Origin of the sequence: Vagococcus carniphilus, assembly GCF_014397115.1 — a bacterium.
GTDB classification, from domain to species: domain Bacteria; phylum Bacillota; class Bacilli; order Lactobacillales; family Vagococcaceae; genus Vagococcus; species Vagococcus carniphilus.
The window spans coordinates 2,506,030-2,531,766 of record NZ_CP060720.1; the positions used below are offsets into that span (position 1 = coordinate 2,506,030).

General features: G+C 32.1%; 23 protein-coding genes. 5 read left to right on the forward strand and 18 right to left on the reverse strand.

The genetic code is table 11. The annotated features are described in order from the left end of the window. Position 1: 1 nt before the first annotated feature. From H9L18_RS12175 to H9L18_RS12190, 4 genes are read right to left on the reverse strand one after another with little or no spacing between them, the layout of a single operon-like run. Positions 2 to 2,305, reverse strand: a complete 2,304-nt coding sequence (locus H9L18_RS12175; protein WP_126796451.1) for a 3-hydroxyacyl-CoA dehydrogenase NAD-binding domain-containing protein — start codon at positions 2,303 to 2,305, stop codon at positions 2 to 4. A gap of 8 nt (positions 2,306 to 2,313) precedes the next feature. After that, positions 2,314 to 3,600 (reverse strand): acetyl-CoA hydrolase/transferase family protein, encoded by a 1,287-nt coding sequence (locus H9L18_RS12180; RefSeq protein WP_126796449.1) that lies wholly within the window; start codon positions 3,598 to 3,600, stop codon positions 2,314 to 2,316. A 20-nt stretch (positions 3,601 to 3,620) separates the two neighbouring features. Beyond that, positions 3,621 to 4,406, reverse strand: a complete 786-nt coding sequence (locus H9L18_RS12185) for an enoyl-CoA hydratase-related protein (protein WP_126796447.1) — start codon at positions 4,404 to 4,406, stop codon at positions 3,621 to 3,623. Positions 4,407 to 4,427: 21 nt separating this feature from the next. Continuing rightward, positions 4,428 to 5,186, reverse strand: coding sequence for an enoyl-CoA hydratase/isomerase family protein (locus H9L18_RS12190; RefSeq protein ID WP_126796445.1), 759 nt, complete (start codon positions 5,184 to 5,186; stop codon positions 4,428 to 4,430). Between the two features lie 248 nt (positions 5,187 to 5,434). Between H9L18_RS12190 and H9L18_RS12195 the strand changes: the two genes are divergently transcribed. Then, complete coding sequence (locus H9L18_RS12195) at positions 5,435 to 6,052, forward strand: TetR/AcrR family transcriptional regulator (RefSeq protein ID WP_126796443.1); 618 nt, start codon at positions 5,435 to 5,437, stop codon at positions 6,050 to 6,052. Positions 6,053 to 6,086: 34 nt separating this feature from the next. Here H9L18_RS12195 and H9L18_RS12200 read toward each other — a convergent pair whose 3' ends face one another. The 4 genes from H9L18_RS12200 to H9L18_RS12215 form a co-directional block, all read right to left on the reverse strand. Next, positions 6,087 to 7,487 carry a 6-phospho-beta-glucosidase gene (locus H9L18_RS12200; protein WP_126796441.1) on the reverse strand — a complete coding sequence of 467 codons (1,401 nt, stop codon included), beginning with the start codon at positions 7,485 to 7,487 and terminating at the stop codon, positions 6,087 to 6,089. Positions 7,488 to 7,499: 12 nt separating this feature from the next. After that, positions 7,500 to 9,419 (reverse strand): beta-glucoside-specific PTS transporter subunit IIABC, encoded by a 1,920-nt coding sequence (locus tag H9L18_RS12205; protein WP_126796439.1) that lies wholly within the window; start codon positions 9,417 to 9,419, stop codon positions 7,500 to 7,502. A gap of 139 nt (positions 9,420 to 9,558) precedes the next feature. Further along, positions 9,559 to 10,416, reverse strand: a complete 858-nt coding sequence (locus tag H9L18_RS12210; protein ID WP_126796436.1) for a MurR/RpiR family transcriptional regulator — start codon at positions 10,414 to 10,416, stop codon at positions 9,559 to 9,561. 24 nt (positions 10,417 to 10,440) lie between these two features. Continuing rightward, complete coding sequence (locus H9L18_RS12215; RefSeq protein ID WP_126796434.1) at positions 10,441 to 10,986, reverse strand: helix-turn-helix domain-containing protein; 546 nt, start codon at positions 10,984 to 10,986, stop codon at positions 10,441 to 10,443. A gap of 259 nt (positions 10,987 to 11,245) precedes the next feature. On the opposite strand from H9L18_RS12215, the gene dsdA reads away from it, so the two are divergent. The 4 genes from dsdA to H9L18_RS12235 are packed head-to-tail and all read left to right on the forward strand — an operon-like array spanning position 11,246 to position 14,481. Further along, on the forward strand, positions 11,246 to 12,532 hold the full coding sequence (dsdA, locus tag H9L18_RS12220; RefSeq protein ID WP_126796432.1) for a D-serine ammonia-lyase: 1,287 nt from the start codon (positions 11,246 to 11,248) through the stop codon (positions 12,530 to 12,532). A gap of 19 nt (positions 12,533 to 12,551) precedes the next feature. Continuing rightward, positions 12,552 to 13,883 (forward strand): GntP family permease, encoded by a 1,332-nt coding sequence (locus tag H9L18_RS12225; protein ID WP_126796430.1) that lies wholly within the window; start codon positions 12,552 to 12,554, stop codon positions 13,881 to 13,883. Between the two features lie 21 nt (positions 13,884 to 13,904). After that, the gene (locus H9L18_RS12230) at positions 13,905 to 14,282 is read left to right on the forward strand and encodes a RidA family protein (protein WP_126796428.1); all 378 of its coding nucleotides are present in this window, start codon (positions 13,905 to 13,907) and stop codon (positions 14,280 to 14,282) included. Between the two features lie 22 nt (positions 14,283 to 14,304). Then, positions 14,305 to 14,481: a hypothetical protein gene (locus H9L18_RS12235; protein WP_185847539.1), complete on the forward strand. Its 177-nt coding sequence runs from the start codon at positions 14,305 to 14,307 to the stop codon at positions 14,479 to 14,481. Here H9L18_RS12235 and H9L18_RS12240 read toward each other — a convergent pair. The 10 genes from H9L18_RS12240 to H9L18_RS12285 all read right to left on the reverse strand — a co-directional run bounded on the left by H9L18_RS12240 (position 14,478) and on the right by H9L18_RS12285 (position 25,705). Next, positions 14,478 to 15,647, reverse strand: coding sequence for an IS256 family transposase (locus H9L18_RS12240; protein ID WP_104859673.1), 1,170 nt, complete (start codon positions 15,645 to 15,647; stop codon positions 14,478 to 14,480). The two genes, H9L18_RS12235 and H9L18_RS12240, sit on opposite strands and share 4 nt — an antisense overlap. A gap of 436 nt (positions 15,648 to 16,083) precedes the next feature. Next, a complete protein-coding gene (locus H9L18_RS12245) occupies positions 16,084 to 17,937 on the reverse strand; it encodes a BglG family transcription antiterminator (protein ID WP_126796626.1) in 1,854 nt (617 codons plus the stop codon). 45 nt (positions 17,938 to 17,982) lie between these two features. Then, entirely contained in the window at positions 17,983 to 19,278 is a 1,296-nt protein-coding gene (locus H9L18_RS12250) for a PTS sugar transporter subunit IIC (RefSeq protein WP_126796628.1), read from the reverse strand. Between the two features lie 2 nt (positions 19,279 to 19,280). After that, entirely contained in the window at positions 19,281 to 19,571 is a 291-nt protein-coding gene (locus H9L18_RS12255; RefSeq protein ID WP_126796630.1) for a PTS sugar transporter subunit IIB, read from the reverse strand. Between the two features lie 12 nt (positions 19,572 to 19,583). Then, a complete protein-coding gene (locus H9L18_RS12260) occupies positions 19,584 to 20,978 on the reverse strand; it encodes a glycoside hydrolase family 1 protein (RefSeq protein ID WP_126796632.1) in 1,395 nt (464 codons plus the stop codon). Next, positions 20,971 to 21,300 carry a PTS lactose/cellobiose transporter subunit IIA gene (locus tag H9L18_RS12265; protein ID WP_126796634.1) on the reverse strand — a complete coding sequence of 110 codons (330 nt, stop codon included), beginning with the start codon at positions 21,298 to 21,300 and terminating at the stop codon, positions 20,971 to 20,973. The genes H9L18_RS12260 and H9L18_RS12265 overlap by 8 nt, the downstream gene beginning before the upstream one ends. A gap of 184 nt (positions 21,301 to 21,484) precedes the next feature. Beyond that, on the reverse strand, positions 21,485 to 22,657 hold the full coding sequence (deoB, locus tag H9L18_RS12270; protein WP_187559344.1) for a phosphopentomutase: 1,173 nt from the start codon (positions 22,655 to 22,657) through the stop codon (positions 21,485 to 21,487). A 16-nt stretch (positions 22,658 to 22,673) separates the two neighbouring features. After that, a complete protein-coding gene (gene udp, locus H9L18_RS12275; protein ID WP_126796549.1) occupies positions 22,674 to 23,441 on the reverse strand; it encodes a uridine phosphorylase in 768 nt (255 codons plus the stop codon). Positions 23,442 to 23,465: 24 nt separating this feature from the next. Continuing rightward, positions 23,466 to 24,824 (reverse strand): MFS transporter, encoded by a 1,359-nt coding sequence (locus tag H9L18_RS12280; protein WP_126796547.1) that lies wholly within the window; start codon positions 24,822 to 24,824, stop codon positions 23,466 to 23,468. Positions 24,825 to 24,976: 152 nt separating this feature from the next. After that, the gene (locus H9L18_RS12285; RefSeq protein WP_126796545.1) at positions 24,977 to 25,705 is read right to left on the reverse strand and encodes a GntR family transcriptional regulator; all 729 of its coding nucleotides are present in this window, start codon (positions 25,703 to 25,705) and stop codon (positions 24,977 to 24,979) included. Between the last annotated feature and the right edge of the window lie 32 nt (positions 25,706 to 25,737).

The following is a 25,737-nucleotide window of genomic DNA, read 5'->3' on the forward strand; positions in this document are numbered from 1 at the left end:
CCTAATTTCTTAACGGTTTTCCTGTTGTTAACATGTGTTTAATTCTATTTTGAGTCTGTTCTTTATGACACAATTCTAAGAACATATCTTTTTCAAGAGATAGCAAGTATTCTTCTGTCACCATTGTTCCAATTGGTAGGTCCCCACCACATAAAACCGTTGCAACACTTTTGGCTAATTGACCATCATATTCTGAAATAAATTGGCCCTCTTTCATGCCGTTAATTTCCATCTCTATCGCACCCATTCCAGTTGAACCTAGTACAGGAATTTCTTTTTTCAAAGGTGCACGGTAATGATTATTATTTAAGTCTTGAATCACTTGTTTAGCTGTTTCGACTAATTTTTCTTGTCTAAATTGATGTGTGATTTCATTTTCTAAAAAATAGCCTTTATTAATGGCATCAAAGGAAGAAGTACTAACTTGTCCCATTGCAATAGTTCGCCAAATCTCTTTTACTTCAACTATCCAATCTTGTTTTGTTCTCTTAGAAATTTTTTGACTACTACGTCTAACCATCTCTTTACATCCACCACCAGCTGGAACTAGACCTACGCCTACTTCTACTAATCCAAGATAGGTTTCTGGATAAGACACAATATGATCACTATGCATTGACACTTCAGCTCCACCACCTAATGTCATACCAAAATTAGCTGTTACAACTGGTTTTTTTGCATATTTTAAATTCAAATTAGCATACTGTAATCGTTCAATTAATTGTTCTAGTTCTTTCCAGTTATCATTCTCAACTAAATGAGCAATCGTTCCTAAATCTGCTCCAACTGAGAAGTTTTTCCCATAACTTGAAATAACTAACCCTTCATATGTTTCTAGTAATGAGGTTGCTTTTTCCATCATTTCGATCACATCACTATTGATCACATGACCCTTAGAAATAATTTCTAAGAATAAAATGTCATCTCCAATATGCCAAATCTTAGCACCAGCGTTTTCAACAATCAGAGTTTGTTTCATTTCACTTGTTGATTTTCCCTCAGAATAAAAACTAGATTTTCCATCTTCAATCATTGAAAGAATCCAGTTAGGAACTGTGTCACCTTCTTCTAACATTCTCTCAACACTTTCTTTTAGTCCTAATTTATCCCAAATTTCAAAAGGTCCTAATTCCCAGTTAAATCCTGCTCTCATTGCTTTATCAATCATCTTGAAATCATCTGTTATCTCAGGAACTAATGACGCACTATATAGTAATGTGTGTTTTAATGTTTCCCAGACAAATTGATTCTCGATATCTGAACCATAGGCGATTGTTTTATATTTATTATCTGATTTTAAAGCTGACATAACTTTTTCATTTTTCACTTTATCAAAAGGAACATATTCATTTGCTTTTAAATCTTTAACTAAGAAAGTTCGTTTACCATCAACCACTGATTTCTTATAGAAACCACCTGACGTTTTATTTCCTAGTGTTCCTGCTTCAATCATGGCATCTACAAATAATGGTGGTGTGTAATTCTCTTTTTCAACCGCATCATTTGATTGACTTACCACGTTATGAGCAACATTTTTCAAGATATCAATTCCCACCATATCTGCCGTTCTAAAAGTTGCACTTGACGGTCTACCAATAACTGGACCTGATAAAGCGTCAGCTAAGGGAATAGATAGTTCATATTTTTCCATTTGTTTCATCACATCGATGTAAGCAAACGTTCCGATACGGTTACCAATAAAGTTAGGCGTATCATTAGCAATAACAACTTCTTTTCCAAGCTCTTCTTCAAAGAATGTTGTCATTGTTTCTACCACTTCTGAAGAAGTATCTTTTGTCGGGATAATTTCTAATAATTTCATGTATCTTGGAGGATTGAAAAAATGGGTTCCTAAAAAATGAGCTTTGAATTCGTCATCTTCTTGTTCGATAATACTTGTAATCGAAACACCTGACGTATTAGATGAAACAATGCTCCCTTTTTTTCTAACTGATGCAATTTGTTTCATTACTTGTTGCTTGATTGATAATTTTTCTAAAACAACTTCAATAATCCAATCACATTCACTTAAAACATCTAAATCATCGACCATGTTTCCTGGATGAACTCGATTTAAATTAGAAGAATCAAGTAACATATGACTCTTTGGATTTTTCATTTGTTTGATACCTGATAAAGCTAATTGATTTCTTGCATTTTTATCATGCTCTGTTTCTGATGTTAAATTATTTGGAAGGATATCAAGTAACCAAACATCTAGATTAACTGCTGCTAATAAGGCAGCAATACTACTTCCCATAGTACCGGCACCAATAACAGCTACTTTATTTAATTTATTCTTCATTTTTATACCTACTCTCTTATTAAGCCAGCTTCTAATGCTTGTTCATGTAATGATTCACGGAAATCAGGATGTGCAATAGCGATCATTCGTTTAACACGTTCTCTGACAGGTTGATTTCTTAAATCTGCCACTCCATATTCAGTTACAATGTACATAACTTCTGATCTTGGCGTTGTAACAATCTCACCTTTTGGTAAATTCAAAGTAATAGTAGATGATACTTGACCATCTTTATTTTTATTAACCGATGGTAAGCATAGGAAACTTTGACCACCATTAGAAATAGCAGCACCTTTAACATAATCAAGCTGTCCACCAGTTGAGCTGTACATGTAATGCCCTAAAGTCTCTGAACAAACTTGGCCTGTTAAATCTGCCATTAAACATGCGTTGATTGAAACAAATTTATCGTTTTTACCGACCTCATAAGAATTATTCACTTGATTAATTGGCGCTAAATCAACTTTTCCTTCCCCAACAAATTCATATAATTCTTTACTACCCAGACCAAAACCTGCTACCATCTTGCCGTTAATAACACCTTTTTTAGCTAAGTAAACCATTGAATCAGTGAACATTTCTGTATGAACAGTTAAATCTTTTTTCGTATCTAAACCATATCCAACAGCGTTAGATAAACCGCCTAAACCGATTTGAATACATGAACCATCTTCAATCATCGGTAGAATAATTGAGGCAATTTTTTTATCTGTTTCACTTACTTCTGGTTGAGGTAAAATTGGTAATTCATGATCATGCTCACAAATATAATCCACATCATCCACATGAATACGGTGCTTAACTCCTGAGACTTTTGGTTGGTTTTTATTAACTTGAACAATTATTTTTTTAGCGAATTCTGCTACTTCACCATTTAGCGACACACCCATTGGGCCATAATACATGTATCCATCCTCATCAGGAGCTGAGACATCTGCTAATAAAGTGTCTACATGGTAAACATCGCGAGCTGTATTTAATGTTTCTGACAAATGAATTGGGTTCACATTGATATTGCCATTACTATAAAATTTTCTTTCAAATGCGCCATAAAAAATAGTTGTATAATTTAAATGTCCAATGTATTTAGGTGATTGGAAAAATTTAAATGGATACAATGCTAGACCAGTAACTAAATCAACATTTTCTACCTCTTCGTATCGGTCTGCTAAAGCTTCTAATAATTGAATCGGTGCTGATGAACAAGCACCAAACCAAATTTTATCGTTTGATTCTACTTTTTTTGCTGCTTCTTCTACAGAAACTAATTTACTTTGATAAACATCTTTCCACATAATGATCTTCTCCTTTAAGGTTAATTAAATTTTGGTTTTCTTTTTTCGGCAAAAGCTGAAATGCCTTCAACAAAATCTGCTGTTTCACTACAAGCTACTTGTGATTTAACTTCTTGTTTTACGTATTCTTCAAATCCTTTAAAATCTGATTCAAAAACAAGTTTTTTGATTTCTGCATAGGCTAAGGACGGACCGTAAGCTAAAGATTTTGCAAGCTTGTTTGTTGCGGCTTCTAGCTCTTCTGTTGGAACAATATTAGAAACAAAACCTAATTCTTTACCTTGTGAAGCACTAACTGGTTTACCTGTCATCACAAGTTCAGTTGCTTTATTTACTCCAACTGCTCTAGATAAAAGGAATATTCCACCAGCATCTGGTATTAAACCAATATTCACAAATGATTGAATAAAGAACGCATCTTCACTAGCAATAATAAAATCAGCTGCCAACGCTACATTAAATCCTGCCCCTGCAACAGCTCCGGAAACAGAAGCGATAACTGGTTTTGAAATTTGTTTCATTGTTAAAGAAACCGATGCCATTTTTTCGATAGAAGTATTGAAATCTAGATTATTACTCTTCACACCTTCATACATTGCACGCACATCTCCTCCGCCACTAAAAGCTGGAGATGAACTGTTTAAAACGATAACTTTTACCTCATTATCTTCATCTGCATGATGTAAGGCGCTTACAATTTCATCTAACATAACATCATCAAAAGAATTTAAATTTTTAGGGGTATTTAATGTAATAAAAGCAATTTTTTCTTGAACATTGTAAAGTATTTTTTGAAAATCCATCATAAAAACTCCTCATCTTTTATATTATTTTCCTAAAATCATATTGATCGATTGTTTAATATCATCTGCTCCACAACAGTAAATTGATTGAGCTTCTTCATACATCAAACCAGCAGCCAAACTACTTTCCTGAGCTACTTGAATTCCTTTTTTAGCAAATCTTAAACTGTTTGATGGGTAACTTGCTATTTTTTTTGTATATTTAAGTGCTTCTTCATGTAATTTTTCTGTTGGAACAACTCTTTCAACTAATCCAATACTTAAAGCTTCTTCAGCTGAAATTTCATCACATGATAAAATAAGTCGTTTGGCTTGACCGTAACCAACCAAGCGAGTTAATCGAGTGGTTCCCCCCATATCTGGAGATAGCCCTATTTTTACTTCAGGGAGAGATAATTTAGCATCTTCACCAGCAATTCGAATGTCACATCCTAAAATTAATTCCACACCTGAGCCAATACATTTTCCATTAACTGCAGAAACGACTGGTATAGGAAGCGTTTCCCAAAAACTATATAACTGTTGATAACCAACTAGTCTTTCTTTCATTACTTCAGAACTTGCCGTATTTAAATAATTTAAATCAATTCCTGCTGAAAAATGTTTGCCATTAGCCAAAATTAAAATTGCTTTAATTGTGTCATTTGCTAACACTTCTTGTTGTACATCACGTAATTCTTCAAAAAAAGTTCTTCCGACAACATTGAATTTCTCTGCATTATCTAGCGTGATAATGCCCACGTTATCTTGTACTTTAAAATCAAGCGATTTACTTTTTGTCATCTGTCTCTACTCCTTAAAGTTATTATCCGGATAATTAGAGCTATTACTCTAATTGACCTCATTATAGTCTGAGGTACTTTTTATATCAAGTTGTTTTTAGAGTTTTTATTCTAAAAACGATTTTGTTCCAATAAACAATCGATAAACAAACTAAGAATAAATAAAGATTTAATTGACTCTTTTCATATTTTTAGTATTATATAGAGTGGTGGAAGGAGTAGATTATTATTAAAACAAAAGATAAAATTTTGAATGAATCAATTAAATTATTCAATCATAAAGATGCTTCTTCATGTAATACAAACGACATTGCTGAATTTCTAGATATGAGCGTTGGTAATTTATACTATCATTACAAAAACAAAGAGCATATTATCCGCTCTATTTTTATTGAACGGATTGCCCCTGCAATGGATGCTATATTTTTTACAACTGATAATAGAGAAACAGAAGATGATGTCTTCATGTTTTTCTTAGCACTAGCTAAAAATACCTACAAGTATCGATTTTTTTACACAGAAATGTATACGCTATTAAATAATGATGAAGAACTTAAAGAATTTTATTCAAAAAGAGCACAGAACGTTTCAGATGAAATTACTAAAATGTATGATTGTTGGATTGAGAATGGGATTATGAAAAATATTTCTGAATTTGATAAAAATATCCTAACTGAAAATACTTGGTTAATTGGTCAAATGTGGATGACTCACGCAAGAATCATGACCCCTGACAAATCTGCTAATCGACTTATTTTTGATGAAGTCACACATATTTATCATGCATTGAAACCTCATTTAACAGATCATTCTGTTGAAAATTTTGAGAAAATGATTGCCTTTTCAGATTGCTTACTAAAAAAATAGAGAGCAGGTCAACTTTATGACCTGTTCTCTATTTTTATAAATTTTTACCATTTGTTTTAATTACATTTTGATACCAATAAAAACTATCTTTTCTAATTCTTTTATTATTATCTTCAGCATCTACATAGACAAAACCATATCGTTTATCGATTTCACCACTTGAGGCACTAACAATATCACAAGCTGACCAAGCGGTATAACCAAATAAATCGACTCCATCTTCTTCAATAGCTGCCTTCATCATTTTTAAATGTTTCGATAAATAATCAATTCGGTAGTCATCATGGACTTGTTCGTTCTCTAGATTATCTCTTGCACCTAAGCCATTTTCAACGATTATCATTGGCTTTTGATATCGATCATAAATATTGTTTAACGTTATCCTTAGGCCTAAAGGATCAATTGGCCATCCCCACTCACTTAATTCCAGATATGGATTTTTAGCAGTCGCAAATAGATTCCCTTCTGTTAGTTCTGCATCTGACTCTTTTCGAGCAATACACCTACTGTTGTAGTAAGAAAATGAAATAAAATCAACTGTATGATTTGCTATATTTTCTAAATCTTCAGGAGTCATCTCTATCTTGATGCCATTTTTCTCAAAACTTTTTAAAGCATAAGAAGGATATTTACCTCTTACTTGAATATCTGCAAAAAAATAGTTTTCTTGATCCACTTTTAAAGCTTCAAAAACATCTTCTGGATGACAGCTATAAGGATAAGCACTTCCGGCTGCGAACATACACCCAATTTTATTATTAGGATTAATTTCTTTTGCAAGTTTAGTCGCTAAAGAACTAGCAACTAATTCATAGTGAGCTGCTTGATACTTGATCTGTTTCTCATTATTTTCTTCAACAAGTACCCCTGCAGCCATGTAAGGCGCATGTAAAATCATATTAATTTCATTAAATGTAATCCAATGTGTGACATATTCTTTATACGTTGTAAAAAGAATATGACAATATCTCAAATAGTAGTCAATCATTTTTCTACTCTTCCAACTGCCTATCGTTTCTACTAAATAAAGTGGGGCATCAAAATGTGAAATAGTAACAATAGGAGTTATTTTATATTTTTGGCATTCTTTAAAAACAGATTCGTAAAAATCTAATCCTTCTTGATTTGGCTTTTCTTCATCACCCTTTGGAAAGATTCGTGACCATGAAATACTCATTCGATACGCTGTAAATCCCATCTCAGCAAACAAAGCAATATCCTCTTTATAATGATTAAAAAAATCTACTGATTCATGCGTTGGATAATGCAAGCTCTCTTTAATTTCGAGCTGATTTATATGCCCTTTGATCATTTTTTGACGATTGCCTCCAGTTGGTACAATATCCATTGAAGACAGTCCTCGTCCTTTTTCTTGATAACCACCTTCGTACTGATTTGCCGAAGTGGCTCCTCCCCATAAGAAATCTTTTCTCACTGTTTTTACCTCCTATCGCTTAACTGTTAATAACATATCATTATTAGTAACATCAGCCTTATTTGTTTTTTTAATAGATAAAACATCTTGTGTATTAGTGATGACAATCGGCGTAATGATATCATACCCCGCAGATATAATAGCTTCCTTATCGAAATCAATTAATTTTTGTCCTCTTATAACTTTATCTCCTACTGATACAGATGTTTCAAAACCCTTTCCTTCTAGAGATACAGTATCCATTCCAATATGGATTAAAATTTCAACACCACTATCTGTTGATAAACCAATAGCATGTCCTGTTGGAAAAAGTGCCACGACCGTCCCATTAATTGGAGAATACAATTCACCTGATTCTGGTAATACGGCTAATCCATCACCTAATGCACCTGAAGAAAAAGCGGCATCTTTGACCTCTTCTAACGGGATAACTTTCCCATTTAAGGGACTAAAAAGGATCGTCTCTTCTGCCTCATTTGTTTCAGTTATATTTTCTTTAGTAACTTTTCCATCAAGATTACTTTGGGTTGCTGGTTCTTTATAAAAGATAACTGTTAATAAAAAACCAACCGTCATCGAGATAACAATACCTACTAGGGCAACAATAATATTTCCCATACTACCATCTGGATTCATCATATTAGGTAATTCAAAAATACCCATTCCACCCATAATAAATTTTCTGAAATTGAAATGACCGTAAAAAGCACCACCAATTCCACCTGCTATACAACTGATAATAAATGGTTTTTTTAATGGAAGGAGCATACCGTAAATAGCTGGCTCAGTCACTCCGAAAATACCTGAAATAAAGTTTGGAATAGCCATTTGTTTTAATTTTTTATCTTTTGTTTTGAAATAAATTCCAAGTACTACAGCAGACGTTGCAAAGGTACAAGCAAAGAACGGCATCATTACATTGTCATAGCCTAAAGTCATAATATTATTGATATAAACAGGAATAAATCCCCAATGAATACCAAAAATAACTAAAATTTGCCAAGTAGCACCAACTATTGCCCCAGCTAACAATGGACTAAAACTTCTAATCATCAATGTAAATTCTGAAATTAATGTTGAAGCAAATGTTGCAATTGGGCCTATTACAATCATTGCCACTGGTAAAGCAACTAACAAGGTTAGCATTGGAACAAAGAAAAATTTAACTAAATCAGGAACATATCGATTAAAAAATTTCTCACATTTTGAAGCAAACCAAACAGTTAAAATAATTGGAATAACTGTTCCAGTGTAATCAATCGAAATAATTGGAATACCAAAAAAGTCAACGTAAACTGGAGAAGCAAACATCGTTCCATTCAACAGTGTGTATAAAGGTTTTGCTCCCTCAGCTATTGCACTTCCTTGAATACCGGGATAACACATAGCTGCTCCTAATGCCAAACCTATCATTGGTTTTAAACCAAATTTTTTAGCTGCTGTATACCCTAAAAATAAAGGTAAAAAAGTAAATAATGCATCTCCAGCTGCGTTAATAACTAAATAACCACCACTTGTTTCACTATAGAGATGAAGTGTTGCAAAAAGTGTATTGAATCCTTTAAGCATCCCACATGCTGCCATGATTCCTAAAATTGGTTGAAAAATACCTGAGACTGTATCAATTAACAAGCCTATTTTTTTCTGTTTTTTAGGTGGTTCACTTTCTCCACTATTATTTTCTAAATCAAGTATCTTGCAAACGTCTTCAAAAACTTCCGGCACATGATTCCCAATTACCACTTGATACTGCCCACTACTTTTCATAACAGTAATCACGCCATCCATATTTTTTAATGTTTCATCTTGAGCCATTGATTCATCTTTTAATGTAAATCTCAATCGAGTAATACAATGAACTAAACCGGATACATTTTCTTTTCCACCAACATTAACAACAATATCTTGGGCTAATTTTTCATATTTTCCCATTAAGGTCCCTCCTAAATTTTTATAGCCGTAGTTTAGCACGCCTATTTTTAATCAACAATATCTATTCTTATCATTGGTCAGTTGGTTCATTATTCCATAAAAAAAGACCTCTGTTTATGTAACAAAGGTCCATTTCGTATTAATTATCAAGTTTATCTAATAAAAGTGATTGATGATTAAGCATTTCTACAGAAGAGAGAACATGATTTTCATATCTCTCCGCTAGTAACATTCCAAAAATAATATCTAACACATAATTCGCTGAGGAAAAAGAATGGATAACATCTAAACTCAACAAAGAATCTCGATTAGGAATTTCTATCATTTCATCACACCATTTTTCAATTCCTTGACTATGGGGGCCCATAATTCCCACAATGTAATAATCAGTCGCTTCTTTTAAATATTGCGCAATCTGATGAATTGTTTTATTCGCACCTGTAAAACTGATTAAAAAAACAACTATTCTTTCTTTTTTTCTTGCTGCCAAGGCATGTCCGTTAATACTTTCAAATGATGAACAAGGAACACCCAACGTTGAAAATTTATAAGCAGCAGATTGGGCTAACATATAGCTTATTCCGGTCCCGTATAAATGAATTTCATCCATTGTTTTTAGCCGATTATTTATTCGATTCATGGTATTTTCATTTATCGTTAATCGTGTATTCGTTATTGATTTATCATATAAAAAAGGTAATGTTTTCATAATATCACTTGGCGTACTTTGATCCGTTATAGGCTCGTTTGCTAACAATCTATTGATACGTTCTTCTTGATTTATCTCAGCTACAAGTTTTAACTTAAACTCTTGATACCCCGATAAATCTAATTTTTGACACAAACGAATAACTGTTGCTTTACTAGTAAAGGATAACTTAGCCAACTCATCAGAAGTCAGTTGAGGAATCTCCTCTAAATGGTCTAGCACATAAGAAGCTATGTCTTTTTCATGATTTGTAAAATTAGCCATTTCTTTTAACTGATCCATTAGCATCTCTAAAATGCCTCCTTTAATCCTCTAAAATGTTGGTGGTGTCACTGAAAAAATTACTTTTGCTTCTTCCTCTTCAATATTTTCCCATTTATGAACCATATAAGCTGGTATTTTAACACTATCCCCTGAATCTAAACTATACAACTTATTATCTAAATAAAGGTTAATTTTTCCAGACAATACATAAGCAATTTCTTCACCCTTATGCCCAATTGGTTCACTTGAGGAAACTACTCCACTTGGTACTCTCATAATAACAGTCTCTAATTCTCCAGCTAAATCTGGAGACAATAATTCGTAAGATAAATCTTTAACAATCATTTTTTTATGTTCATCTTTTCGTGTGATTAAACTATCAGTTGTCTGTTCTTCAAGAAAAAAATAAAAAATTGGAACTTCTAATACCTTTGATAGTATTTTTAATGTTTGAATTGATGGATTAGCTAATCCCCGTTCAATTTGACTTAACATCGATGGCGTTATTTCACCTAATTCAGCTAATTTACGCATTGAATAGCCTTTTTCATTTCTAAATTTAGTTATTTGATTTCCAACATTGACTGTATCCATTCGGCACCTCTGTTAAATTTAATTTAATTTATAAGCAAAAAGTTAAATTTAATTTTACATTTTTAACATGATATGCTACTCTTTTCTTGTACTGTTAGATACTTCAAAAATGAAAAGGTTATCTTTATCATCTAAAATTGATTAATTAAATTTAACACCTCAAACCATATTATAATCAATTTTCTCTTACTTTTAAAGTTAAATACTCTTTTTGAATTCTTTCTAACCTGACATTATAAAAAGGAAAGAGGTTTTAATAATGACAATTGAAATGGATGCTTTTTTAACAGATTTGAAAAACCTAAACGAGGTTTGTTGGAAAAATCCTAACTTTGGAGAAAGTAGTGATTCTTATTTCAGTTTAGAAGATATCTTAGATGCTTCTAATCGCCTAGATCGCTTTGCTCCGTATATCGCAAAAGTTTTTCCAGAAACTGAGCCCACTAAAGGAATCATTGAATCTCATTTAGTTGAAATTCCAAACATGTTGACCACCTTAAAAGAAAAAGAAAACTTAACAACTAACGGGAAACTTTATTTAAAATGTGATAACGACTTACCGATTTCAGGTTCAATAAAAGCTCGCGGTGGCATTTATGAAGTTCTAAAATTTGCCGAAACAGTTGCTTTGGAATCTGGTAAATTATCAATTGAGGACAACTACGCTAAACTTGCTGACGAAGAGTTCAAAGAAATATTTTCTAACTATGCGATAGCTGTTGGGTCAACAGGAAATTTAGGATTAAGTATAGGAATCATGGGAGCAAAACTAGGATTTCATACAACCGTTCATATGTCGAATGATGCTAAACAGTGGAAAAAAGAGTTACTTCGAAAAAGGGGAGTAACAGTCATAGAACATGAAGGTGATTTTAGTAAAGCTGTTACCTTAGGAAGAAAAGAAGCTGAAAAAGATCCTACTTGTCATTTTGTCGATGACGAAGGTTCTAGAGATTTATTTTTAGGTTATTCTGTTGCTGCTCTTCGTTTAAAAAAACAATTTGACCAACAAGGTATAACAGTCTCTGAAGAAAATCCTTTATTTGTTTATCTACCATGTGGAGTTGGTGGTAGCCCTGGTGGTGTCGCATTTGGTCTGGTTACTATTTTCGGCCCTGGTGTCAAAATTATTTTTGTCGAACCAACTCATGCACCTTCTATGCTACTTGGCTTATACACCGGTCTAAATGATGGTATTTCAGTCAATGACCTTGGAATTGATGGTAAAACAGCTGCAGATGGTTTAGCGGTTGGTCGTCCTTCACGGTTAGTTGGAAATGTTATCAAACCGATTCTGTACGCAGCTACAACCGTTGATGATGATAGGTTGTATCAATACTTAACACTTTTAACAGATAGTGAAACTATTTATGTTGAACCTTCTTCAACTGCTGGCATTGCTTCCTTTGTTGATTTCAATCAGACAATTGGAAGTGAAGAAGCTTTTGTAAAAACCGGAACTCATTTAATTTGGGGCACTGGTGGCAACATGGTGCCTGAAAATGAAATGGCAAGCTATTACAAAAAAGGAAAAACTTTACTGTAAGTAAATAGGAGGTAAAAAAATGACTATGTTCATCTTACTTTTGTCTATCACCTGTTTAATTTTTTTAAGTATTAAAGTTAAACTACATCCTTTTTTTACGTTATTAAGTGTTTCTTTTATTTATGGTTTGCTATCTCATATTAGTTTTTTAGAAATCCTAACCATTATTAAAGATGCTATGGGCTCTGCTATTACCAGTCTTGGGTTGATTGTTTTAATCGGGACCGTTACAGGTGGATTGCTTGAAATTAGCGGTGCAACAGATGTCATTGCAAAACGAATCATTAAAGTGACTGGGAAAAAATTCTCTCCTATTGGACTTGCTTTAACAGGACTTCTTGTTTCAATTCCTGTTTTCTGCTCATCTGCCTTTATTTTACTAGCTCCATTAGCAAAAAAAATGAGTCGTGAAGCCAATATTAATTATATGGTTATGATTGTATCCCTAAGTATGGGATGTTTAATTCCAACAACATTCATTCCTCCAACTCCAGGACCACTTGCGGCAATAGATGTCTTATCTCTTGAGATGGGAAAAGTCATGTTAATTTCATTAATCTTTGGTTTAGCATTAATTGGAGTGGTTTATTTCTGTGCTACATGGTTAGGTAAAAAATATCCTTATCCAGAAAATAATAGTTTAGAAGAAGAAAAAAATGAAGAGAAGCCTAAATCCTTTGGTTTTATTGCAGCTATCTCTCCAATAATTGTTCCGGTTATTTTAATTATGCTAAAAACTTTTCTTATTGAATCTCTATCAAATTACGATTGGTTACAACATCTATTAGAAGTGGCTGGCACAACAGAAATAGCTTTAATTATCAGTCTTATTCTAGCTCTTATTCTTTGTTTGAAAAATAATATCGATACGACTATTTGGCAATTTGATGGCGTTTTTGGTAAGTCACTACAAGCTGGCGCACAAATTTTAATCATTATTTGTGCAGGTAGTGGCTTTGGAGCAGTACTTCAAGCGACTGATTTAAAAATGGTACTTGCAAAACTCTTAGTTGGTTCTTCATTAGGATTATTAACGCTCTTTTTAATTGGGGTTATCTTTAGAACCGCTATCGGCTCGATTACTGTTTCACTACTAACTGCTACATCTATTATTGCTCCAATCGTACCTGCTATGGGATATGATAATTTTACTGGTGGTATGCTAGTTTTCTTGGCCTGTGCTTCTGGTTCATTCATGATTTTTCATGGTAATGATGACATGTTTTGGGCTGTTTCAACTGCTTCAAAGCTAGACTCTAAATTAGCATATAAAGTACTACCTCTAGCAAGTATTATTATTTCTTTAACCAGTTTTTTTATCGTATTTATCTTATCAAAAGTTTTACTATAACTAATAGAAAGAAGATTTTTTATGAAAAAGCAAATAATTAATTCAACTAAAGCACCAAAACCAATTGGCCCCTATTCCCACTCTGTTTTAGCTAATGGGAATCTATATATATCTGGTCAATTAGGTGTTAATCCAGAATCAGGGAAATTAAAAAATACTTTATCCGAGCAAACAACTCAGTCTTTAATAAATTTAGGTCATATTTTAGAAGAAGCTCATATGTCTTATGAACATGTTAATAAAACAACTCTGTTTATCACTGATATGGCCCATTTTTCTGAAGTTAATGATATCTATCACACTTTTTTTACAGAGAACTATCCAGCTCGTTCTTGTGTGGCAGTCAAACAACTGCCCATGAACGCTCTATTTGAAATCGAAGTCATTGCGTCTATCTAAATAAATCTAAGTGAGGTTTTATATGAAACAACCATCAAAAATTAAAAATATTTATCCAATTTTCTTTATTTTAACAATCGCTATCAATCTAGTATCTGGCATTTGGATTGACCTTCCTATCTTTAACCCCATTTGGAAATTATTGGTTGCGTCAAGAATTATGTGTAAATGGAAAAAACCATTCTGTCGGTTAAGTTAAAACATTGATTCTAATGTATCTTGTATTTCTTTAAAACCTTTATGAATCCGACACAAAAATTTCTGATTATAGTTGTTGAATTGAGAAACTAAGAATCTCTCTAGAGATTCTTCATTAGGGAATTGTTCTTTTCTTTTTGTATATTTCTTTAATTGTTTGTTAAAACCTTCAATCAAGTTAGTTGAATAAATGGTTCTTCTGATTGATGGAGGAAAATTATAAAAGGTTAATATAGCAGGATTCATGAGTAATTTAACTACTCGTGGATACTGCTTTTTCCATTTATCTATCATAAAACTTATTTGATTCATAGCTTCTTCTTTTGAAGCTGCTTGATAAACCAATTTAAAATCATTACAGACTTCTTGTCGATCACTAACACGAACCTTATGAGCAATATTTCTAGAGATATGGACACAACATTGTTGAAATTGAGCATTTGGATAAATACTATGGATACTATCGTCAATGCCGCTTAAACCATCAGTTACGACTAATAAAACCTCTTCTAAACCACGGTCTTTTAGGTCTTGAAGTATTTCTTTCCAAACATACGAAGACTCAGTTGGAGCAATACTAAACCCAAGAACCTCTTTGGTCCCATCCAGTCGGATACCTATGACAATATATACAGCTTCTTTTGAGACAGTTTGTCTTTTTAAAGGAATGTGAGTAGCATCCATAAAAATGATTGAGTATTGGGATTCTAAGGACCTTTCTTTAAAAGCAACAACATCTTCAGATACTATTTGAGTGATATTGGAAATGGTTTGTGGTGTATAGTAATGACCATACATTTTTTCAATCAACTCAGAGATTTCAGACATAGTGATTCCTTTTTGAAATAATTGGATAATGGTGGTTTCTAAAGAGTCGTTACTTCTTTTATAAGCAGGCAACGTTTGTTGAGAAAACTCTCCATTTCTATCTCTAGGAATTGCCAAATTTAATTCTCCATACTCTGTTTTAAATGAACGAGAATAATTCCCATTTCGGGAATTACCTGAATTAAAACCAGTGCGATCATATTTCTCATAATCAAGAAAAGCCGTTAATTCAGCTTGTAGCAGTGTATTGATAGCTAATTCTAGATGACGACGGAATAAGTCATCCAAATCACCTTTATTGATTAGTGTTTCCATAATTTCTGTAGTAAAATTAGTCATGAGAAAGTCCTCCTATAAAATTTCGGTTGTGGTAACTTTAATTTTACAGAATGGACTTTCTTTTTATCTACCTAAAATTTCTATTTACACAAAATATTTTACGCTATCAAATTATTGTTTCCAGCAAATGTATTAATTGCAAATATTATATCTGTTTTACTTTATATTATAATACCTGTTACTTCTTTCATTTTGTCTATTCTCTGTTGGATGAAACAAAAGAATTGGCTTTGGACACTTCTTGTCATAATTTCTTTTATTTTAAGCGTTTATCCAGCTCTCATTGCTTTAATAGGACTTGTTAATAGTCATTAGCCATAGTGTTTTTTCTGAATCCGTTAGTTCGCTTATTTGGCAATAAAAATAGCGACCGTAAGAAGTTAGACTTTTAATTCAACTTCTTACGGTCGCTTTATTATTTGTAATATATAAGTACCTAAAGTGATTTTTCTGAGTAAACCTCATTACACAATGCCATAAAACCTTCATAACTCTCTTGACCCGCTAATTTTTTTATAATCTCTTTTTTTTCAAGAAGATAAAAAAGCTGATCAAACAAAGCCTCAAATGATTCATCTCGTTCTGTTTTTAGAGATAGTAAAAAAATAATTTTTACTTTATGAGTTCCCCAATATATTGGCTTTTTCAGGCTACAAACAGCAATTGCATTTTCAGTCGCCTCTCGTTTAATAGCATGGGGAATCGCGTAATAATTACCATAAGAGGTACTAGAAATTTCTTCTCTATCTAATACTTTTTGTAAATAATCTTCTTGGCAAAAACCTTGTTTCTCTAGTTTTTTACATAAAAAAGTTATAACTTCTTCTTTGTTCGAAAAAGAACACTGACTAAAAAATAAATCTTTATGAAAATATTTATCAAAAATTGATAATTCTTTTTTAGTCGATACAATCTTTTCTATTTGTTTCAGATCTTCTGCTGTTAGCATTTGATTAAAATAATAAACATGTGGCAAATTCTCTTTAGCTAATTTTACCGTTGATAAAACTAAATCCACATTTTCTGGAATGCCACTCTTATCAAAAATTGATTGATGAGACACAATCTGAAATGAAAAAGAGGAAATTAAGTTCAACTGACGTTCAACTAATAACATACCTCCCTTCCCTAAAGAAGAGATTAACACTACTTTTTTGCTATCTTTATTTTTCATAGATTTGTATGCTGATAAAAAATGTAATGCAATATAGCCAATTTCACTATCAGGAATCGTTAAATTCCAAGATTTTTGAATAATAGACGTTGCATAAACTGTTACTGTATAGATAAATGGATATTTCAATTTTAATTCTTCTGTTAATGGATTAGGTAAGAATTTATTTTCTTTTGCTCTTGTATATAAGGAAATCAAATGAAGATTTAAAAAATTTTTAAATTCTTCATTTTCATTGAATTGAATAAAATAATTCTTATCTATTGAAGTGACTATTGCCTCCACTAATTCTATCATCTCATTTTGATCGATACTTGAGTCTACAACTTTTGTTGAATACAATTTAGCAACATAATAAATTTCTTCATTCGGTATGTCTATACTAAGTTCTTTTTTTAGCTCTTTTATTAACTGCCTTGCAAGGTCATAGCTTTTTTCATCTAATTTTATTTCTTCAAATTGATTTAGAAATTGTTTCTTATTAATTCTTTCAATTAAAACTGCCATATGAAGGACAAAAGACACTGTTGAAAAATCATTCAAGTTCAAATGGATTGTTTGATGGAAATCAAAAATAATTTGAGTTAATTGCTTGATATCACAATTTTTAAAATAAAACTGATATTTTGAAAGATCTAGTGTATGACTATCCAGCTCTTTATTCAAAAATAGATTAAAAATTTTCCGTTTATTTTCTTCTCCTTTAATATAAAGCAGATTATTTTTTCTTTCAATTCCTAAAAAATCATATTCTTTTTCTATAAGTTCATTCATTAAGGCCACTTTTCTTAATAGAGTGGCCTCACTTATATATACTTTATCTGCTAGCTCATACAAATCGATAGTTGGTTGGTTAATTAGGATATTTAAAATTTCAAAATCTTCATTTTTATATTCAATTTTTTCTAAATTAATTAATGATTTATTTAATTGATAACCAATACCAGGTTTTGCCTCTATGATTTCATCACCAAAAAAAGATTTTAATACCTTTATATCATTTTTTATTGTTTTAGATGAGACTTTTAATTCTTCAGCAAGATCTTCCGAAGAACGATTTCCCTGAGAATTTTCTAATAGTTTGATTATTTTCATTTGTCTATCTGATATATTCATATTTATCCCCTCTCATAATATAAATATTTCAAGTATCTCAGAAAATTATTCAGCAGCAGCTTGTTCTTGCTCAATTAATGTTTTTTCGTATGATTTAAAAAACGGATAATACATAACACCATTCAACACAATCAGCCCACAGACTAAAACAACTGCTCGCCAATCCATCGTTGCCAAAAATGTACCAATCGGAGCTGGCATTTGCCAAGAGAAAACTGCAAATGTTTTTCCAACTAGCCCAACATACATGCATAAATAAGTAACTACAGCATTAAACACAGAAGTAAAAATAAATGGAATAAAGAAAACTGGATTTAGCATTAACGGCGTTCCAAAAATTAATGGTTCTGAAATACCAAAAAATGATGGAATTAAACCAATTTTTCCAACTGTTTGCAATTGTTTACTCTTTGAGCGCATCATTAAAAATGCAAGAGCTAATACAGATCCTGAACCACCAATAATAACAAAATAAGTCCAAAATGGTGTTGTAAAAATATTACTTAAATCTTGTCCTGCCATTTTTTCAGCTGCATTAATAGATAAATTACCATCTCTAATTGGCCCTAACACTCCAGCTAGTGCAGCATCATGAATACCAAAGAACCAAAATAGATGAATTAAAAACACACTAATGATCGTAAATGGTAAACTATCTGCGGCCTTAAAACTTACTTCCATTATACTATAGATAAATTGAGCCATTGTTGTTTCCATCGCATAAAAGATAATGAAAAGAACACTAAAGCTAGTTAGTATAATTAGCGCAGGAATTAAGGAAGCAAATGTATCTGATAACGAAGCTGGTACACTATCAGGCATTGAAATACGCCCCACATTCTTTTTCTTCATTAAATGATAGCTCTCTACTGTTGCTATTGAAATAAAAATAGCCAGTAAAATTCCTCGACCATCTAAAAAACTTAACTCAGCCTCTTTACCGTCCCATCCCATTTTTAATGGTGTTAAGACAAGCATCATAAAACCAGCTAGTGAAATCATAATGGGATGTAAAAAATCTTCTTTATATTGTTTACATAAAAAATAAGTAATTCCAATACAGATAAATATGGACATTGCTCCCATTGTCACACCACTAATCCAATTAAAAACTAAGTCATTTTTTTCCAAAAATTCTTTCCAAGTAATTAAAAAAGAGTTAGTTGGATTTTCTGGTAAAGGTAGCGCTTTTATTATAATTGGAATGGAACCAAATAAAGTAATTGGCAAAAGAGACATAAACGCGTCTCTTATTGCCTTTAAATGTCTTTGTTGACTTAACTTATTTGCTACAGGGGAAATATATTTATTAACACTATTACTAAAGTTATTAAAGTTCATGGCTATTCTCCTAGCAGTTTAATAATATCTTGATAAACACCGTTTCCATCCATCATGCCATATTTCACTGGGGCAATTGATTCTACAGGTACAGATACATTCTTTTTAATGTTATCCATTAAAAAGACAATTTGAGGTCCAATTAATATTAAGTCAATTCCTTCTAAATAATCTTCATATTCTGCTTCACTATATGCTCTAACTTCTAATGTATTATTAGATGCTGCCTCTATTTTTTTGGCTAAAATTCCAGTAGACATTCCTGCATTACAAATCAACATTACTTTTTTCATTATAATCATCCCTTAATTATATTTTTTTCTTTGAATCAATTTTGCTTGGCTTTCAATTATTTCTTTAAACCAATAATATGATTTTTTGGGTTTTCTAATTTGATTATTATCAAAATCAACAGCTACTAAGCCATAGCGTTTTTCACATCCGTTTTTCCAAGAGTATAAGTCAAAAGGTGACCAAGTGTAATATCCTCGTATATCACAACCAGCATCTTGTGCGTTCATGATAGCATTAATATGGTCATTCATAAATGAAATTCTATAATCATCATTTACACAATCAACAGTAACATCCTCTCTAACACCAACTCCATTTTCTGTAACAAAAATAGGTAATTGATATCTTTCATATGCCTCAATTAAGCCATCTTCCAGTCCTTTAGGATATATTTCTGTGTCCCAAGCCGTAAATTCACTGTTAGGGTCTTTTACTTGCTCAAACCATCCTTTGATAACTACTTTACTTTCACCTTTTTTACCAGTATGATTAAAAATCAACTGTGTTTCTCCTGTTGTATAAGGTTTAACCAGTGTTCTAGCATAATAGTTTAAACCAATAAAATCTACCGTATTTTGTTTAATGATAGAAAGATGTTCCTCTTCCATGAAAGATACATCGTAAGATTCACTTAACTTAGCTACTAAATCTATCGGAAATTCACCTTTAGCAGCTGTATCAAGAATCCAGTTATTACAATAGTTATCTGCGTATCTCATTGCTATTTTAGTTTCGATTGAGTCATTCACCCCATTAACAGGTGTATAGCTATGAACAACACCTATTTGACCTGGATAGTTACCAGCTCTAAAAGCCCGAACACTTAACGCACTTGCGTACATAACATGATAAGCAGCAATCATTGTTTTTTGAACATTCTGTAATCCAGGTGGATAATTTCCGATAAAGTAACCATTTACGATAAACCATTTTGGTTCATTAAAAGTTGTCCAAAATTTAATTTTGTCACTAAATTCTTTAAAGCATACTTCTGAAAAATGTTCAAAAGCTTGGCAAACATCTAAATTCAACCATCCTCCTGTTTCTTCCCAATATTGTGGTAAATCCCAATGATAAAGTGTCACAAAAGGTTCAATATCATATTTATGACAAGTATCAATAATTTTATGATAAAAATCTAACCCTTTTTGATTAACCTCACCTTCTCTATTCTTAATAATTCTTGGCCAAGATAATGAAAAACGATAAGAGGTTTGTCCTCCTTCTTTCATCATACGAATGTCTTCTTCATAACGATGATAATGATCACTTGCTATATCGCCATTTTCTAATTCTTGTAAATGTAAATAATGATCCCACATTGATTCTTGTTTTTCATCAACGTTCCAAGCTCCTTCGCATTGGTAAGATGCAGTAGCGCCACCCCATAAGAAATTTTTATCCATTTTCATACCCCTTTTTATATAATTCTCCTAATTCTTCAATAACAAGAACAGCAACATCAGTAGACGACAAATGCCCTTCAGCATGTACTAGTAACAAATCAACTTGATTTAATTTATTTTCTGAAGAGAGCTTCCTTAGTAACTCCGCATGTGACTTATGAGCCAACTTGATTTCTTTTTTGGCTTCAGTTGTTTTTTCATCAAAACAAGCAACATCACCCTGTTTAATGCTCTTTAATGCTTCGCAAATCAATGTTTTAGCATTACCTGAATGTAAGATAATATCCATTGATTCTAGTTCATTATTAATTGATTCTGACATAATTTTCCTCCGTACTTCTTTGATATGTCTTAACTATAAAAAAAATGAATAGAAAATTAAAATCAATTATTTCCCTAACTATTAGGGAAAAAGAAAACCTTTTCAATAAAAAAAGAGACTGACAAAAATGTCAATCTCTAATTCTAGTTATTCTATAATCCTAGGAGGGGTAAATCTAATGATTTTATTTTAATTGATCTAAGAAACTTTTTCCGTTTTCTGTTGCTGGAACACCAAAGTTTTCAGCGATAGTTGCTGAAATATCTGAATAGAAGCCTTGGTTCAATTTACCATGACCTGTCATTTTTTTGCTATAAGCTAGTAATGGTACATATTCTCTTGTGTGGTCTGTTCCTGGGAACGTTGGATCGTTACCATGGTCAGCTGTGATTAATAGTAAATCATCTTCTGCCATTGCGTCATAGATTTCTGGTAAGCGTGCATCAAAATCATCTAATGCTTTTCCGTAACCTACTACATCACGACGGTGACCAAACAACGCATCAAAGTCTACTAAGTTAGTAAAACTTAAACCAGTAAAGTCTTTTTTCATCACGTTTAATAATTGATCCACGCCATCCATGTTAGATTTAGTTCTAACCGCATCAGTCATTCCTTGGCCATTAAAGATATCGTTGATTTTACCAACAGCGATAACATCTTTTCCAGCATCTTTTAATGAATCTAAAACAGTTTTGCCAAATGGATCTAAGGCATAGTCATGACGGTTTGGTGTACGAGTAAAGTTACCAGGTTCACCAACATAAGGACGAGCAATGATACGACCAATCATGTATGGGTCGTCTTTTGTAATTTCACGAGTGTACTCACAAATTTTATATAATTCTTCTAAAGGAATAACATCTTCGTGAGCTGCAATTTGTAACACTGGATCAGCTGATGTATAAATAATCAATGAACCAGTTTTCATTTGTTCTTCACCAAAATCATCAATAACTTTAGTACCACTATAAGGCTTGTTAGCCCCCATAATAATACCGCGACCTGAAAATTCTGTGATTTTATCTAATAAATCTTGAGGGAATCCTTCTGGGAAAACTCTAAAAGGAGTTTGGATATTTAAGCCAGCAATTTCCCAATGACCTGTCATGGTATCTTTACCAACTGAAATTTCTTCTAATTTAGTCGCATAACCTTGATGGTCTTCTACTGCTTTAACGCCTTTAAGAGGCTCAATTGTTCCTAGACCTAAATTTTCCATATTCGGAATAGTTAATCCTGCATTTTCTGCGATATGACCTAATGTATGACTGCCAACATCACCAAATTTTTCAGCATCTGGTGCTTCTCCAATTCCAACTGAATCAAGTACTACTAAATGAACTCTTTTAAACATAAAGTTCCGCCTTCTTCTATTTTTTGTCTTTTTGAATTAATTTTTTAAGAGCTTCTATTACAACTTCTGTTTCTGGTGTTGTATCGTAAAACCCGATATTACTCATGCCTGCTTTAGCACGTTCTTGATTTTCCACGGCTAATAAAATCGTACCACATCTAACACCCAAATAATTTGCAACAGTGAATAAAGCTGCTGATTCCATCTCTGAACCAAGGCAACCCATATCAAGCCAAGCTTTCCATTTACCTTCTAATTCATAAGAAACAGGCATATTCTCTGGTTCATGTTGACCGTAAAATGAATCTTTACATTGAACAACCCCAACATGATTTTTAGCACTTTTTTCATCTGCTGCTTCTTTTAACACTTGAACAATTTCATGATGAGCTACTGCTGGAAACTCGATAGGAGCATACTCTTTACTCGTACCTTCCATTCTAACAGCCCCTGTAGCAACAATTAAATCTCCACCTTGAACATCTAATTTCATACCACCACATGTTCCAAGTCTGATAAAAGTATCAGCTCCTGCGTCTACTAATTCCTGCATAGCAATTGCTGCACTTGGTCCACCAATTCCTGTAGAGGCAACGCTTACTTTTTCACCATTTAATTCACCAGTGTAAACCATGTACTCTCTTAAATCGGATATTTTTTCAGGATTATCTAAATATGACGCAATTTTCTCGCAACGTTTAGGATCTCCTGGTAATATAACATATTTCCCTACTTGTCCATCTTTTACTCCGATATGAAATTGAGTTCCGTCTTTTCTTTTCATTTTTTTATCCATCCTTTGTTATTTTTATAGTGATTTTTTAACCATATTTACAGCGATTAAACTAACTGTAATTGTTACTAAAAACATTAATAATATATTACTGTAAATCATATTATTTGATGACACACTTTGAATAATAGACATGTCATGTAATTTTTGACTTGCTAACAATTTTCCAGTAATAACTAAACCAGTTGAAGAAGTTATTTTGATACACAAATTGAAGAATCCTAAACCAGTTCCTCTCATTGTTTCAGGAAGAGAATTAATAACTAATGTCATAATCGGTGTATAAAGAACAGCAAAACCACCATTGAATAAACAAGACATGATTAATAGAACCATAATATGTTTTTCAATAAAAATACTTCCGATTAAGATGCCTAATGCCATACTTCCCATACCTAGTATTAAAACCTTAGTTACACCTAATTTTTGGGTTATCTTACCACCAAAAATACCAATAATCATACTAATTAAATAACTTGGTAAAATAAGCAGTGAAATTTTAGTTGGCTCAACATGGTGAACTTGTGATGCCATAAAAGAAAATAAAAATGAATATGATCCTTGCGGTAAATAAGTTAATAACACGACTAAGATAACTAGCATATACTTAGTATTTTTGAAAAAATCTATTGTAATAAAAGCATGATTATTTTTACTGATATAAACTAAAAATGTCACAGCTATTACCAAACTGATAATTAGTAAACTTGGCTTCAACATATTAAAGTAAAGTGAAATAAATAATGATAACGCTGACATTAAACCGATGCCTAAAAAGTCAATCTTTTGCTTTTCTTGTTTTGAATCATCTGGTAAATACTTCAAAATTAAAGGAATAGTTAGTATTGAAAAGACAGGAATAACAAACAAGTACTTCCATCCAATATAAGCACCAAACCCTCCACCTAATAAAATCCCTAACATCTGTCCGCCTGAAAAACAAGCTGTATTATAACCATAATATTTCATCCGTGTTTCTTCATTTAAATATTTTGTTGCTGTTAAAATAAGTAACGCTGATGCACTCGTTCCTCCTGCCATTTGAATTGCCCTAAAAATGATAACAAGAATAAATGAATGACTAAATATAAAGCCACCTATCGATCCTACTGTTGAAATAGCAATCCCAATAATTAATAATTTTTTTATTGAAATAAAATCCGACAAAGAAGTATATACGATATAACTGACTCCCATAGTCAACATAGCAACGGCTGATATCATACTGACACTTGATGATGGTATTTGTAAGTCTTCTGAAATAATTGGTGCACAAATATTAATTGCTTCTTGCAAAGTTCCGGCTAATACAAAAATCAGCATAATCATCGGCATTACTTTTTTGACATCTTTTTCAACTGTTTCTTCGTTCATTTTAAATCTCCTTCCTATTTTTTAAACAACTAAAACAAGTTGTTCTATTTGTTGTTCGTTGTTTAGATAAATAGTACAACCATATTTATTAAATGTCAACACAAAAAAACAAGATCAAAAATTGATCTTGCTTTTTCCTATATTTAATAAGGTTAGTTAGATGAAAACACTTTAATTAATGATTTATCAATCGGAATATAAAACTTATTAACTGCAATAACTTCACCTGTTCTATCAACAATACTTTCTTTCATCAATTGAAATTGATGATTATCTACAGCTATTCGATTGTTTTTCAAATTATCTGTTGCACTGACTATCTTTATTTCAATTTTTCTTGAGTGAGCTAATCTATAGATATCGTTTTCTAAAAATTGAAGAATATTTTCAGACTCTTCCAAATCAATCTCATTCAAATGAGGATAATCAGTTGATAAGTGAGTAAAACAATAGGCGTTAATTTCTTCTACGTTTTTATAATATCGATGAATAGCCAAAACAACAGGCATTTTTCTTTTAAAAATACGTTCTGTATATTGAGTTGATATGCCTGGAACAACATTTATTTCAATATCAGAAATAGGTGCTGTACAACTTTTAATCAAAGGGTTTTCCATTTTTTCTAATCCAGTTGAATTAATATCAATTGTTTTTCTGACAAAGTTTCCTACACCACGTCTAGCTTCAATAATCCCATCTTCCTGTAGAAGCGCTAGTGCTTGTCTAAGTGTTGATCTACCCACATTTAATTCCTTAGCAAGAGCTGGTTCAGTTAATAGTTTGCTACCTTCTGGATAAACGCCACTCTTTATCATCTCTAATATTTTATTATATACTTCTGCATATAATGCAGCTTTTTCTTTCGATCGATTATTTTCCATTGTCTATCTCACCCTTTACTCGTTTATTATAC

What these genes read in the sequence shown, in the direction of transcription:
- H9L18_RS12175 (WP_126796451.1), bottom strand. Translation starts at nt 2,305, where the DNA reads ATGAAGAATAAATTAAATAAAGTAGCTGTTATTGGTGCCGGTACTATG.
- H9L18_RS12180 (WP_126796449.1), bottom strand. Translation starts at nt 3,600, where the DNA reads ATGTGGAAAGATGTTTATCAAAGTAAATTAGTTTCTGTAGAAGAAGCA.
- H9L18_RS12185 (WP_126796447.1), bottom strand. Translation starts at nt 4,406, where the DNA reads ATGATGGATTTTCAAAAAATACTTTACAATGTTCAAGAAAAAATTGCT.
- H9L18_RS12190 (WP_126796445.1), bottom strand. Translation starts at nt 5,186, where the DNA reads ATGACAAAAAGTAAATCGCTTGATTTTAAAGTACAAGATAACGTGGGC.
- H9L18_RS12205 (WP_126796439.1), bottom strand. Translation starts at nt 9,419, where the DNA reads ATGGGAAAATATGAAAAATTAGCCCAAGATATTGTTGTTAATGTTGGT.
- H9L18_RS12210 (WP_126796436.1), bottom strand. Translation starts at nt 10,416, where the DNA reads ATGCTAATGGATCAGTTAAAAGAAATGGCTAATTTTACAAATCATGAA.
- H9L18_RS12215 (WP_126796434.1), bottom strand. Translation starts at nt 10,986, where the DNA reads ATGGATACAGTCAATGTTGGAAATCAAATAACTAAATTTAGAAATGAA.
- dsdA (WP_126796432.1), top strand. Translation starts at nt 11,246, where the DNA reads ATGACAATTGAAATGGATGCTTTTTTAACAGATTTGAAAAACCTAAAC.
- H9L18_RS12225 (WP_126796430.1), top strand. Translation starts at nt 12,552, where the DNA reads ATGACTATGTTCATCTTACTTTTGTCTATCACCTGTTTAATTTTTTTA.
- H9L18_RS12230 (WP_126796428.1), top strand. Translation starts at nt 13,905, where the DNA reads ATGAAAAAGCAAATAATTAATTCAACTAAAGCACCAAAACCAATTGGC.
- H9L18_RS12235 (WP_185847539.1), top strand. Translation starts at nt 14,305, where the DNA reads ATGAAACAACCATCAAAAATTAAAAATATTTATCCAATTTTCTTTATT.
- H9L18_RS12240 (WP_104859673.1), bottom strand. Translation starts at nt 15,647, where the DNA reads ATGACTAATTTTACTACAGAAATTATGGAAACACTAATCAATAAAGGT.
- H9L18_RS12245 (WP_126796626.1), bottom strand. Translation starts at nt 17,937, where the DNA reads ATGAATATATCAGATAGACAAATGAAAATAATCAAACTATTAGAAAAT.
- H9L18_RS12250 (WP_126796628.1), bottom strand. Translation starts at nt 19,278, where the DNA reads ATGAACTTTAATAACTTTAGTAATAGTGTTAATAAATATATTTCCCCT.
- H9L18_RS12255 (WP_126796630.1), bottom strand. Translation starts at nt 19,571, where the DNA reads ATGAAAAAAGTAATGTTGATTTGTAATGCAGGAATGTCTACTGGAATT.
- H9L18_RS12260 (WP_126796632.1), bottom strand. Translation starts at nt 20,978, where the DNA reads ATGGATAAAAATTTCTTATGGGGTGGCGCTACTGCATCTTACCAATGC.
- H9L18_RS12265 (WP_126796634.1), bottom strand. Translation starts at nt 21,300, where the DNA reads ATGTCAGAATCAATTAATAATGAACTAGAATCAATGGATATTATCTTA.
- deoB (WP_187559344.1), bottom strand. Translation starts at nt 22,657, where the DNA reads ATGTTTAAAAGAGTTCATTTAGTAGTACTTGATTCAGTTGGAATTGGA.
- udp (WP_126796549.1), bottom strand. Translation starts at nt 23,441, where the DNA reads ATGAAAAGAAAAGACGGAACTCAATTTCATATCGGAGTAAAAGATGGA.
- H9L18_RS12280 (WP_126796547.1), bottom strand. Translation starts at nt 24,824, where the DNA reads ATGAACGAAGAAACAGTTGAAAAAGATGTCAAAAAAGTAATGCCGATG.
- H9L18_RS12285 (WP_126796545.1), bottom strand. Translation starts at nt 25,705, where the DNA reads ATGGAAAATAATCGATCGAAAGAAAAAGCTGCATTATATGCAGAAGTA.